The organism is Brevibacterium litoralis, assembly GCF_040212315.1.
Lineage (GTDB): Bacteria > Actinomycetota > Actinomycetes > Actinomycetales > Brevibacteriaceae > Brevibacterium > Brevibacterium litoralis.
In genome coordinates this window covers 1-11673 of the sequence record NZ_JBDIUY010000029.1, presented here as the reverse complement: position 1 = coordinate 11673, position 11673 = coordinate 1, and the positions used below count along the sequence as shown (strand labels likewise).

Below are 11673 nucleotides of genomic sequence, written 5' to 3'. Positions count from 1 at the left end.
ACGGCACGATCCACGTAGAACTCCGCAAGGCCTGTGGTGGCCCGGCCGTCGCCCAGGCGACCCGCGGCGAGATCGAGGCGCGGATCCGGAAGATCCAAGGGTGGTTCGTCGGCCGCGGTTGACATCATCTCCCGCTGCCGAGGCGCCCTGCAGTTGGCATTTCACGTGCCGGGCGGGGCCGGAACCTGCCGGACGTACCCCTCCCGCCCACGACGACACCGCCCCCGACCTCCGTAGGACTCCGGTCGGGGGCGGTGTCGTCGTATGCCCGACCGCTATCCCCTCGGGGTACGTCCGGCAGAACCCGGCCCCGCCCTCCTGGGCATGACGACGGCAGGGCGCCTCGGGAGCGGGGGACCGTCGACGCGGCCGCCTCTCGTGGGCTCGGGGGACGGGCGTGTCAGTCGTAGAAGACCGTGGGGATCGCAGGTTCGCCGTCCTGGAGGCGGTGGGCGGAGCGGGGGAGCTCCGCCTTCGAGGTCGCGTGGCGGTGCTGGGCGCGGCGGACACCCTCCGCGCCGGTGTAGGCGTCGTCGATCTCGCCGTCGACGACGAGGTCGACCGTGAGGTCGCGGCCGTCGGTCATGTCGGCCGGCAGGTCGGGGACGCCGACGGCCTCCTCGATGGCGATCGCCCCGTCGTAGAGGCGGCGGGGCTGCTTGAAGCCACCCGTCGAGGACTTGCCGGAGGCCGTCTTCGCGACGGACACCCACTGGCCGCCCTCGTCCTGGCGGGACACGAGCTTGTAGACGAGCGAGGCGGTCGGCGCCCCGGACCCGGTGACCAGGCGGGTGCCGACACCGTAGGCGTCGACCGGAGCCGCCTGGAGGCCCGCGATCGCGTACTCGTCGAGGTCGCTCGTGACCGTCACGGTCGTGTTCACGGCGCCGAGCGCGTCGAGCTTCTGGCGCACCTCGTGGGCCTGGACGGTGAGGTCCCCGGAGTCGATCCGGACCCCGCCCAGGTCGGTGCCGGCGACCTCGATCGCGGTGCGCAGGGCCTGGTCGACGTCGTAGGTGTCGAGCAGCAGCGTCGTGCCGGTGCCGAGCGCGGCCACCTGCGCTTCGAAGGCCTGCCGTTCGGTGTCGTGGAGCAGGGTGAAGGAGTGGGCGGAGGTGCCGAGGGTGCGCAGTCCGTAGCGGCGTCCGGCCTCGAGGTTCGAGGTCGCGGCGAACCCGGCGATGACGGCGGCACGGGCGGCGGCGACGGCGGACTCCTCGTGGGTGCGGCGCGATCCCATCTCCGCGCACGGCCGGTCGCCGGCCGCGTTGCTCATCCGGGAGGCGGCCGAGGCGACCGCGGAGTCGTGGTTGAGCACGGAGAGGACGAGGGTCTCGAGGACGACCGCCTCGGCGAAGGTGGACTCGACGGTGAGCAGGGGGGAACCGGGGAAGTACACCTCGCCCTCGGCGTAACCGCGGACGGTGCCGGTGAACCGGAATTCGCGCAACCAGTCGAGCGTCGTCGAGTCGACGATCCCCTGGTCCGACAGGAACCGCAGTTCGGCCTCGCCGAACCGGAAGTCCCGGAGCATCTCGAGCACACGGCCGGTCCCTGCGACGACGCCGAACCGGCGCCCGGCGGGCAACCGGCGTCCGAAGGCCTCGAACAGACTGCGGCGGCCGGCCGTCCCGGCCCGCAGTGCGGCCTGGACCATCGTGAGCTCGTACTGGTCGGTGAACAACGACGTGGCGCCGTCGCCTGTGATGACACTCATGGGCGGAATCCTATTGCACCCCCACCTCGGTCGTGTCCATGCGGCCCGGACCGCATACAGTGGGACGGGTGAGTACGACCGCGGACGGCGCCCAGGCCGTCATGGATCCAGAAGTCGATCTCACCCGGGAGACCCGTCTCGACGTGCCCTGGGTGACGATCGTGTTCAACGACCCCGTCAATCTCATGAGCTACGTCACCTACGTGTTCCGCTCGTACTTCGGGTACACCCGGGCACACGCCGAGCGCCTCATGAAGGACGTCCACCACAAGGGCCGGGCGGTCGTCGCCACCGGCACGCGTGAGGAGATGGAGAAGGACACCGCCGCCATGCACGAGTACGGTCTGTGGGCCGCCTGCCGGCGCTCCGATCAGGGGGACGGCGTATGAGGATCGTCGCCGGAGCCCGCACCTTCGTCGCCGCGATCGACCTCGACGAGGGCGAACGCCACCTGCTGCGCACCCTGTTCTCCGACATCGCCCAGCTGCTCACCCCGCAGGAGGACCCCGAGGTCGACCCCCTCGAGCGTGCCCTCGGCGGCGTCGAGGTCGAACGCCCGGAGGACCCCGCGCTGCTCCGCCTGCTGCCGGACGCGGACTCCACGGACCCCGAACGGTCCGCGGAGTTCCGTCGCTACACCGAGTACGACATCCGCGAGCTCAAGCTCTCGAACGCCCGGACCGCGCTGCACACCCTCGACGGCACCGGCCGGATCAAGCTCGACCACGCGCAGACCCTCGCCTGGCTCAAGGCACTCACCGATCTGCGCCTCGTGCTCGCCGCCCGCATGGACGTCCACACCGAGGAGGACTTCGAGTCCCTCTACGCCCGGGAGGACACCCTCGACGACCACGAGGCCTCCATGCTCACCATCTACGACTTCCTCACCTGGGCCCAGGAGCGCCTGACCGGTGTGCTCTCCGGCGACCTCGACGAGGACCCCGAGGACCGGGAGAACCCTGAGGACCCCGAGGACGGAGGAGCGCCGTGATCCGGCTGACCGCCGTCGGCACCTCGGGCTCGTTCCCCGGTCCCGCCTCGGCCGCGAGCTGCTACGTCCTCGAGACGGCGGACGCCGACCGGACGTACCGTGTCGTCCTCGACCTCGGCAACGGCGCCGCGGGTCCCCTGCAGTCCTACACGGACCTGGCCGACGTCGACGCGATCGTGCTGTCGCACCTGCACGCCGACCACTGCCTCGACCTCACGGTGCTCTTCGTCCAGCACCGCTACGACCCCCGCTTCTTCGACCCGGAAGCCGGCGCCGGCCGCCCGCGTCTGCCCGTCTGGGGCCCCGGCGGCACCCGCACCCGGTTGGAGGCCGCCTACCACGTCGACCCGGGCCTGAGCCCGCGCGCGACCGAGGCGCACCCGACCGACATGACCGAGGCCTTCGACTTCCACGACGTCACCCCCGGCCACACCTTCGCGATCGGCCCCCTGCACTTCGAGGCCTTCCTCGTCGACCACCCGGTCGAGTCCTACGCCTACCGGATCACCGACCGCACCGACGGGACGGTCCTCACCTATTCCGGTGACACCGATGCCTGCGAGGGTCTCACCGCGGCTGCCCGCGAGGCGGACCTGTTCCTCTGCGAGGCCGCCTTCGAGGAGGGCCGTGACACCGTGTGCGGCATCCACCTGACCGGGCAGCGCGCCGGCGAGACCGCTCAGGCGGCCGGCGCCCGCTCGCTCGTCCTCACCCACATCCCGCCGTGGACCGACCGCGACGTCGTCCGGACGGAGGCCGCCGGCCGCTATGCCGGCCCCATCGACCTCGCCGAGACCGACGCGACGTGGACGATCGCACCCGAGGCGCCCTGCTCCGGGCGACACGACTCCGAGCAGGGCCGTGCCACGGCCGCCCCTTCCACCACCACCCAGGAGTGACGATGACCCGATTCGACGGACGCGCCAACGACCAGCTGCGCGAGGTCCGCATCACCCGCAACTGGCTCGACCACGCCGAGGGCAGCGTCCTCGTCGAGTTCGGCCGGACCCGCGTGCTGTGCGCGGCGAGCCTGTCCGAGGGCGTGCCGCGCTGGCTCAAGGGCCAGGGCAAGGGCTGGGTGACCGGTGAGTACGCGATGCTCCCGCGCGCCACCCACGACCGCAGCGGCCGCGAGTCGCTCAAGGGCAAGGTGGGCGGACGCACCCACGAGATCTCCCGTCTCATCGGCCGGGCGCTGCGCGCGGTCGTCGACATGGACGCGCTGGGGGAGAACACGCTGCAGCTCGACTGCGACGTCCTCCAGGCGGACGGCGGGACCCGCACCGCCGCGATCACCGGTGCCTACGTCGCGATGGTCGACGCCCTGGAGACCGGGCGGAAGAACGGCTGGATCGGCCACGACGTCGACCCGCTGAAGGACTCCGTTGCCGCGATCAGCGTGGGCATCGTCGACGGCACGCCCGTGCTCGACCTGCCCTACCCCGAGGACTCGACGGCCGAGACCGACATGAACGTCGTGATGACGGGGTCCGGGAAGTTCATCGAGGTCCAGGGCACCGCCGAGGGCGAGCCCTTCGACCAGGAGGAGCTCACCGCGCTCCTCGACCTGGCCCGCAAGGGCTGTGCCGACCTCACGGCTCTCCAGCAGCAGGCGCTCGCCGAGACCCCGCGTCCCCGGCGGTCGCAGTGAGTCCCACGTTCGACCACGTGGTGCTCGCGACCCGCAACGAGAAGAAGCGGGTGGAGCTCCAGGCGATCCTGGAGTCCGCACTCGGCCACCCCGTGCGGGTCTCGACGGCCCGCGATCTCGATCTGCCGGAGGTCGTCGAGGACGGGGTGACCTTCGCGGAGAACTCCCTCCTCAAGGCTCGTTCCGCGGCCCGGGCGACCGGCCTGCCGGCGATCGCCGACGACTCGGGTCTCGCCGTCGACGTCCTGGGCGGTGCACCGGGGATCTTCTCGGCGCGCTGGTCCGGCACCCACGGTGACGACGCGGCGAACAACCGGCTGCTCCTCGCGCAACTGGCCGACGTGAAGGACGAACACCGCGGTGCCGCCTTCGTGTGCGCTGCCGCACTCGTCGTGCCGGGTCCGCAGGATCCTGCCACGGAGGACCTCGCCGCCGAGGCGCCCGCCGCGGATTCCACGCCCGTGACCGAGGTCGTCGAGGAGGGCCGCTTCACCGGGCACCTGCTGCGTGCACCCCGGGGGGCGAACGGCTTCGGGTACGACCCGTTGTTCGTGCCCGACGGGGAGGATCGGACCGCTGCCGAGATGAGCGCGGAGGAGAAGAACTCCCGCTCGCACCGATATCTCGCCCTCACGGCGCTCGCGGCCCACATGCACTGAACCCGGCACACGCACTGAACCCGTACACGACGAAGGTCCCGACCATCAGGTCGAGGCCTTCGTCATGCCGGGCTTGAGGCGTCTGAAGGAGCGAGCACCGGGCAGGCACCACGCGGTTGCGTCGGGGCTCCTATCAGGCGCCTCGGGAGCGGCTTCAGACGCTCTCCTCCTCGGAGAGGGTGACGGAGAGTTCGTCGCCGTCGATCGTGACGGTGCCCTCGGCGGGGAAGATCATCGACCCCTCCCAGGCACCGGAGCCGGCCTCCTCGGAATCGGCGGTGATCGACACCTCGCCACGGTTGTTGCGGTTGGTGTAGAAGCTGCCGGAGGTCAGGTCGGAGCCGAGCTCGGCGACGACCGTGGGCTGCTTGTCGATGGAGTACTTCACGGTGCCGTCGGGTACGTCGTCGACGGTCTTGATGCCCTGGGCCTCGTCCTCGGTGTCGAAGTTGAACGGGCAGCCGGGGTTGAGCACCTCGTTGTTCTTCGCACACTGTCGGATCTTCTTCTCGACCGCGGCCTGGACGTCGGACTGGAAGTCGTCGGTGGCCTGGACGCTCAGCTCGATCGCGCCCTCCTGCGGCACCGTCGAGGTGGGGAACCCGAGGGTGACGGTGTCGTCGGACTCCTTGTAGTACTTGGCGCCGGGGGCGACGACGTCGTACCGGCCGGGCAGGACGGCATAGGTGGTCGCGTCCTCCGGCGGGGTGAACTCCTGGCCGTTGACGGTGAGCCCCTCGGAGAAGGGCAGGTCCATGGCGAGGGTGGGCAGCTGCGGGGGCTGCACCGTCCACTTGTCGAAGAACAGGCCGGTGCGGCCCTCCTTGACCACCGTGATCGGCAGCGAGTACTCCTGCCCGTCGACGACGTAGGTGGTGTCGACGACGGCGGTGTCCCCGGACTCCTCGATGCCGACGATCTGTGCCGAGGTGACCGGTGCCTCCGAGTCCTGGAGGAAGGCCGGGTCGACGAGCGCGTCCGAGGCGCCCTCGGGCACCTCCGGCGCCGCGATCGAGTCGACGGTCTCCCAGTCACCGGCGGTCATCGCGTCGAGGTACTCCTGGGCCGCGGTGTCCGGACCGTAGTTCTGCTGATTGACCCGGTTGACGACGACGAATCCGGCGATCACGAGGACGAGCACGAGGACGACGGCGCCGAGCGACACGAACAGGGGTGCTTTCGACTTCTTCCGTCGTCCGGTCCCCGCGGCGCCGATCGGAGCGGTGGCCGCGGTGCCGGGCCCGGTCGGCGGTGGCACCGGGGCGGTGGGGCCCGTGCCCTGGGGCGGGCCGCCGTACGGGGGGCCACCGGGAGGTGGTGGGCCGAAACCGTTGCCTTGACTCATGAATCCCCGACCTTCTCGTTCACGTGGTGCGGACGGTCCGCGAACGCCTCAACGCTAGCACGCACGCCTCCGCGGACCCGGTCCCTCCGAGGGGTCCCACACCGCGTGTTCATGCGGATCGGAGGGGTCGCACAGCCCCTTTTCGGGTGGGCGTCCGGTGTGCCGGTCCGGACACATCGGACGGGCTGTGACGGATCGGACACGGGCGGGTGGTGCGCCGGTGTGACGCGGACCGCAGGTGTGTGTCGGTGCGGGGTGCGGGCCGGGTGGCGGGGGATCATGGGAGACGATGCTGAGAAGAGCCCCGTCCTCCGCCCGTCCGGGCCGTCACCCCGTGGTGATCGGCGCCCTGGAAGCCGTCCGTGTGCTCGTCGCCTGTGTGGGCGTGGCGCTGGTGGCGGCCCTGCTCGCGTGGTTCCTCGGGCTCGCCGAACAGAAGCCCCTGTCGGTCGTCCCGCAGTGGGCGGCCTCCGGGGTGGGGGCGACCTTCGGCATCCCCGTCGACACGGGGGAGTGGGTGTTCGGTCTGCCGCCGACCGTCGGCACCGTCCTGTGCTGGTTCCTCGTGGAACACGCGGCCGCGCGCACCACGCGGGCCCTGCGGACGAACGACGACCTGGTGGGCGCCGGTGTCCTGCAGGCCCGCCCCTGGCCACGGGTGTCCGGCGCGGTGGCGCTGGGTCTCACGGTCCTCGTCCTCGTGCTCGGGGGCGCCTTCCTCCTCGGGTCCGCCGAGGCGAGCGTGCTGGGGATCGTACGCGCCGTCCTGCTCGTGGGCTCCGCTGCGGCCGTCGGCGTGCTCCGGAACTCCGACCTGTGGATCGAGACGATCGAGGAGCGGTTCGGCCCCGACCACACCGATGCGGTGCTCCTCGGGCTGCGGCTCGCCGGACGGGTGGCACTGTTCGCCCTCGGTGGGGCCGTCGTGGTCCTCGGGGTCGCGCTCGCACTCGGCTGGGACGCGGTCACCGCGGTGGTCGCCGGGTACAGTTCACCCACGACCGCGGCGATCGGACTCACGGTCGTCCAGGTCCTCTTCCTCCCGACCGCGCTGCTGCTGGTGCTCGCCTGGCTCTCGGGTCCCGGGTTCGCGATGTCGGTCGACGTCCTCGCCTCGCCCTTCGCCCAGTCCGGACACGTGCCGGTCGCACTGCCGGCGCTCGGGGCGGTCCCGCAGCCGGCCCCCGTCTGGGCGCCCGTGTTCCTCCTCGTGCCTCTCTCCCTCGGCGTCCTCGCCGTCATCGGTCGGCGCGCCTGGCAGGAGGTGGCGCTCTCGGACCTCGTCGTCGCGAGCGTCGTGCTCGTCCTCGGCGCCACGGCCGCGATGACCTTCGCCTCGGGTGCGCTCGGACCCCGCGGGCTCGAGGCCTTCGGCGCCGTGCCGTGGTACGCGGGCCCGGCCCTCGGCGGACTCGTCTCCGCCGGGCTGTGGGCCGGTCACGGACTCGTCGGCCTGTCCCGACGCTGACGTTCCGGCGTGGCGGGGGGCCGGCAGGTCCGACTGTTCCCGACTCCGCCCCGATATCGTTCACGACCCCCGATATATGCCGACATATCGGGGGTCGTGAACGATATCGGGGCGGTGGGGTTCCGGGGCCGGGGCGGGGGAGCGGCCGTCAGGCCTGCGCGGTTTCTCCGGGGGTGCCCGTCGTGTCGGTGGGTTCCGGACCCTCGGTGGCGTCCGTGCCCGAGCCCGGGGTGGTCTCCTCGGCGGGTTCGTAGCCGGGGAGGGGATTGCCGGTGAGGCCCTCGTAGAGCTCGTTGAGGCCGGACTGCTGGTCGGCGACGCAGCCGTGGGAGGCCTGTTCGGTGAGCGCCGATCGCACGCACTCCTCGTACTCGGCCTGGACGGGCCAGATGACGAGGGTGCCGAGCGACTGGAGGATCTGGAAGATACAGATGAGCGTGCCGATCGCGCCGAGGACGATCCAGTTGCCGGCCTTGCCGGCGCGGATCGCGGCGATGAAGTACTTGACGGCCCAGACAAGGCCGACGATGCCAAGCAGACCGCCGAGCATGGTCCACGGCAGCGGGTAGGTGGAGGCGAGGAGGGAGCCCGCGACGAGGACGGCGAAGATCATGCCCTGCTTGCCGCGGGTGAGGATCTTCTCCTCCTGGGAGCCCTTCTTCGGGCCCTCGGGACCGTCCGGCGTGCCGGGACGGTCGGTCTGCGGCTTCTGATCGGGCTTCTGGTCCACGGGAGTCACCCGTCAAGTCTGGCATAGAATGGCCCGCGTGCGTGTCGTCCTCCTCGCGTCCGGTTCCGGGACCCTGACCCAGTCCGTCCTCGACGCCTTCCCCGCCGGTCACCCCGCCGTGACGGTCGCGGCGGTCGGCTCGGACCGTGCGGACGCCCCGGTGCTCGACCGGGCACGGGATGCCGGGGTCGCATCCTTCCACGTCCCGCCGGCCGCGTTCTCCGACCGTGCCGCCTGGGACGCCGCGCTGGCCGCGGCCGTCGCCGAGTACTCGCCCGACTGGGTGGTGAGCGCCGGGTTCATGCGGATCCTCGGTTCCGCGTTCCTCGATAGGTTCGGTGGGCGCACGCTCAACGCCCATCCCGCTCTGTTACCGGCCTTTCCCGGTGCACACGCCGTCCGGGACGCCCTGGCCCACGGGGTGAAGGTGACCGGGACGACGCTGCACCTCGTCGACGCCGGGGTCGACACCGGACCCGTCGTCGGGCAGTTCCCCGTCGCCGTGCGGGACGACGACACCGAGGCATCCCTGCACGACCGCATCCGCGCGGTCGAACGGAAACGCCTGCCCGAACTGCTGGCGCACCTGGCCGGACACCGCCTCGTCGTCTCCGGACGGCGGGTCTCCGGGTGGGAACCGCGTCACGACACCCCCTAGATCCCGGTGTGACCGCGCCCGGGTCCGGGACGGATCCGGGCGCGAGCCACCACCCGTGGTCCCCGGGGTTCCGGACCCCGCACACCACCGCCCGACCATCCGCCACCGACCAGCAGTCACCGGACTTCAGGAAGCAGGAACACCCGTGGAATCTCACCGCCCCATCCGCCGCGCACTCGTGAGCGTGTACGACAAGACCGGCCTCACCGAGCTCGCCCAGGGTCTGGCCGCGGCGGGCGTGTCCATCGTGTCGACCGGCTCGACCGCCAAGAAGATCGCCGAGGCGGGTGTCGAGGTCACCCCGGTCGAGGACCTCACCGGTTTCCCGGAGTGCCTGGAGGGCCGCGTCAAGACCCTGCACCCGCGGGTGCACGCCGGTATCCTCGCCGACTCCCGGAAGCCCGAGCACGTCGCCCAGCTCGAGGAGCTCGGCGTCGAGGCCTTCGACCTCGTGGTCGTCAACCTCTACCCGTTCACCGAGACGGTCGCCTCGGGCGCGGACTACGACGCCTGCGTCGAGCAGATCGACATCGGTGGTCCCTCGATGGTCCGCGCGGCCGCCAAGAACCACCCGACCGTCTCCGTCGTCGTCGACCCCGCGAAGTACGACGAGGTCGTCGCCGCGGTCGCGGGTGAGGGCTTCGACCTCGCGGCCCGCCGTCGCCTGGCCAAGTCCGCCTTCGAGCACACCGCCGCCTACGACGTCGCGGTCGCCTCGTGGTTCGGTGAGCAGCTGGACGAGGACGGGGCGACCCACGACTTCGTCGGTGTGACCGGTGAGAAGAAGGCCGACCTGCGCTACGGCGAGAACTCCCACCAGACGGCCGCCGTCTACACGGTGGCTGGTGCGACCGGGGGGATCGCGAACGCCACCCAGCTCGGTGGCAAGGAGATGTCCTACAACAACTACCAGGACACCGACGCCGCGATCCGCGCCGCCTACGACTTCGCGGACCCGGCCGTCGCGATCATCAAGCACGCCAACCCCTGCGGGATCGCCGTCGGCGCCACCATCGACGAGGCGCACCGCCGCGCCCACGAGTGCGACCCGGTCTCCGCGTACGGCGGGGTGATCGCGGCCAACCGCGAGGTGACCCTCGAACTCGCCCAGTCGATCAAGCCGATCTTCACCGAGGTCGTCGCCGCACCCTCCTTCGCCCCCGAGGCGCTCGAACTGCTGCAGACCAAGAAGAACCTGCGCCTGCTCGAACTCGGTGGGTTCGTCCCGGCCGCCACGGAGATCCGTCCGATCAGCGGCGGCCTGCTCGTCCAGGACCGGGACTCCTTCCAGGCCGCCGGCGACGCCGTGGAGAACTGGGAACTCGTGGCCGGGGAGGCCGCCGACGAGGCTACCCTCCGCGACCTCGAGTTCGCGTGGCGGGCCTGCCGCGCCGTGAAGTCGAATGCGATCCTGCTGGCGAAGGACGGCGCCTCGGTGGGCGTGGGCATGGGCCAGGTCAACCGCGTGGACTCCGCTCACCTGGCCGTGGACCGGGCCGGTGAGGAGCGCGCGACCGGTGCCGTGGCCGCGTCCGACGCCTTCTTCCCCTTCGCCGACGGACTGCAGGTGCTCATCGACGGCGGTGTGAAGGCCGTCGTCCAGCCCGGCGGATCGATCCGCGACGAGGAGGTCGTCGCGGCGGCCAAGGAGGCCGGCGTCACCATGTACTTCACGGGGACCCGCCACTTCTTCCACTGATTTCGACGCCGCCCCGACCCCGGCACCCGACCGTCCACCCGTCACCGAGGAGACGATGACACCGGATCCCCGCCACTCCGCCCGCACCCCGGCCGCACGCACCGGCCGGGGGCGGGGGCCCGTGTCGAAACGATGGATCTACTGGAAACGTCGGTACTCGAACCCCACCCGGCGGGACTGGCTGCTGCTCGTGTGCCTCCTGTGGATCCTGCTGGCCGGGGGAGTGGCCCTGTACGACTTCCGGCTCGGTGCCTTCGTGCTCGCGGCCTGTCCGCTCGGACTGGCCGTGTGCCGGACCCTGCCCTCGCCCATCGGTGACGTGTGGGTCAATCGGAAGCCGGTGACGGACGTCGTGACGATGCTCGCGGCCGGTGGGGCACTCGTCCTGCTCGCGGTCGTCGTCCCCGGTTCCTGACGCCTCCTCAAACCCGGGTGACGGCTCGGGTGAGGGTGACCGACGGGGTGACCCCGACGGGTGAGGTGACGGGTGGATCACGAATCTCCCGGTGTGCCCGGTTCACAAACCGATACCGGCCGTGACATATTTGTGACATACGGCCGGTGACCACCGGCCGGACCAACTACCGCTGGGAGGCAGACATGGGTATCGGCGATTTCATGGACAAGGCAAAGGACCTCACCAACAACGAACAGGGTGAGCAGATCAGCGACTCCGTGCTCGACAAGGCGTCGGAGGCTGCTTCGGGCGTCGCCGGTGGGCAGTTCGCCGAGCAGGTCGAGGGCGCTCGCGACGC

Annotated in this window: 13 protein-coding genes; 10 read left to right on the top strand and 3 right to left on the bottom strand. The window is 71.2% G+C overall.

Going from position 1 to position 11673, the window contains the following annotated elements:
- Positions 1–400: 400 nt before the first annotated feature.
- Positions 401–1717, bottom strand: a complete 1317-nt coding sequence (locus AAD496_RS11125; RefSeq protein WP_349828807.1) for a nicotinate phosphoribosyltransferase — start codon at positions 1715–1717, stop codon at positions 401–403.
- Positions 1718–1818: 101 nt separating this feature from the next.
- On the opposite strand from AAD496_RS11125, the gene clpS reads away from it, so the two are divergent.
- The 5 genes from clpS to AAD496_RS11100 are packed head-to-tail and all read left to right on the top strand — an operon-like array spanning position 1819 to position 5018.
- A complete protein-coding gene (gene clpS, locus AAD496_RS11120) occupies positions 1819–2106 on the top strand; it encodes an ATP-dependent Clp protease adapter ClpS (protein ID WP_349828808.1) in 288 nt (95 codons plus the stop codon).
- Entirely contained in the window at positions 2103–2708 is a 606-nt protein-coding gene (locus AAD496_RS11115) for a DUF2017 domain-containing protein (RefSeq protein WP_349828806.1), read from the top strand. Before clpS ends, AAD496_RS11115 begins: the two co-directional genes overlap by 4 nt.
- Positions 2708–3607, top strand: coding sequence for an MBL fold metallo-hydrolase (locus AAD496_RS11110; RefSeq protein WP_433913760.1), 900 nt, complete (start codon positions 2708–2710; stop codon positions 3605–3607). The genes AAD496_RS11115 and AAD496_RS11110 overlap by 1 nt, the downstream gene beginning before the upstream one ends.
- Before the next feature lie 2 nt (positions 3608–3609).
- Positions 3610–4359: a ribonuclease PH gene (rph, locus tag AAD496_RS11105; RefSeq protein ID WP_349828804.1), complete on the top strand. Its 750-nt coding sequence runs from the start codon at positions 3610–3612 to the stop codon at positions 4357–4359.
- Positions 4356–5018 carry a non-canonical purine NTP pyrophosphatase gene (locus tag AAD496_RS11100; protein ID WP_349828803.1) on the top strand — a complete coding sequence of 221 codons (663 nt, stop codon included), beginning with the start codon at positions 4356–4358 and terminating at the stop codon, positions 5016–5018. Before rph ends, AAD496_RS11100 begins: the two co-directional genes overlap by 4 nt.
- 154 nt (positions 5019–5172) lie before the next feature.
- Here the strand turns inward: AAD496_RS11100 and AAD496_RS11095 are convergent, their stop codons facing one another.
- Entirely contained in the window at positions 5173–6363 is a 1191-nt protein-coding gene (locus AAD496_RS11095) for a nuclear transport factor 2 family protein (RefSeq protein WP_349828802.1), read from the bottom strand.
- Between the two features lie 289 nt (positions 6364–6652).
- Between AAD496_RS11095 and AAD496_RS11090 the strand changes: the two genes are divergently transcribed.
- Entirely contained in the window at positions 6653–7831 is a 1179-nt protein-coding gene (locus AAD496_RS11090; protein WP_349828801.1) for a cell division protein PerM, read from the top strand.
- A 148-nt stretch (positions 7832–7979) separates the two neighbouring features.
- On the opposite strand, the gene AAD496_RS11085 is transcribed toward AAD496_RS11090, so the two are convergent.
- Complete coding sequence (locus AAD496_RS11085; RefSeq protein ID WP_349828799.1) at positions 7980–8570, bottom strand: hypothetical protein; 591 nt, start codon at positions 8568–8570, stop codon at positions 7980–7982.
- Positions 8571–8598: 28 nt separating this feature from the next.
- Here AAD496_RS11085 and purN point away from each other — a divergent pair, with 28 nt between their 5' ends.
- The 4 genes from purN to AAD496_RS11065 all read left to right on the top strand — a co-directional run.
- Positions 8599–9219 (top strand): phosphoribosylglycinamide formyltransferase, encoded by a 621-nt coding sequence (gene purN / locus AAD496_RS11080; protein WP_349828798.1) that lies wholly within the window; start codon positions 8599–8601, stop codon positions 9217–9219.
- A 145-nt stretch (positions 9220–9364) separates the two neighbouring features.
- On the top strand, positions 9365–10918 hold the full coding sequence (gene purH, locus AAD496_RS11075) for a bifunctional phosphoribosylaminoimidazolecarboxamide formyltransferase/IMP cyclohydrolase (RefSeq protein WP_349828797.1): 1554 nt from the start codon (positions 9365–9367) through the stop codon (positions 10916–10918).
- A 55-nt stretch (positions 10919–10973) separates the two neighbouring features.
- The gene (locus AAD496_RS11070) at positions 10974–11333 is read left to right on the top strand and encodes a hypothetical protein (protein WP_349828796.1); all 360 of its coding nucleotides are present in this window, start codon (positions 10974–10976) and stop codon (positions 11331–11333) included.
- A 146-nt stretch (positions 11334–11479) separates the two neighbouring features.
- Positions 11480–11673 (top strand): Rv0909 family putative TA system antitoxin (locus tag AAD496_RS11065; RefSeq protein ID WP_349828795.1); only part of this gene is annotated, 194 nt, incomplete at its 3' end.

Excerpts from the sequence above, each read along its gene's own strand:
- clpS (WP_349828808.1), top strand. The coding sequence starts at position 1,819 with ATGGATCCAGAAGTCGATCTCACCCGGGAGACCCGTCTCGACGTGCCC.
- rph (WP_349828804.1), top strand. The coding sequence starts at position 3,610 with ATGACCCGATTCGACGGACGCGCCAACGACCAGCTGCGCGAGGTCCGC.
- AAD496_RS11125 (WP_349828807.1), bottom strand. The coding sequence starts at position 1,717 with ATGAGTGTCATCACAGGCGACGGCGCCACGTCGTTGTTCACCGACCAG.
- AAD496_RS11090 (WP_349828801.1), top strand. The coding sequence starts at position 6,653 with ATGCTGAGAAGAGCCCCGTCCTCCGCCCGTCCGGGCCGTCACCCCGTG.
- AAD496_RS11070 (WP_349828796.1), top strand. The coding sequence starts at position 10,974 with ATGACACCGGATCCCCGCCACTCCGCCCGCACCCCGGCCGCACGCACC.
- AAD496_RS11115 (WP_349828806.1), top strand. The coding sequence starts at position 2,103 with ATGAGGATCGTCGCCGGAGCCCGCACCTTCGTCGCCGCGATCGACCTC.
- AAD496_RS11095 (WP_349828802.1), bottom strand. The coding sequence starts at position 6,363 with ATGAGTCAAGGCAACGGTTTCGGCCCACCACCTCCCGGTGGCCCCCCG.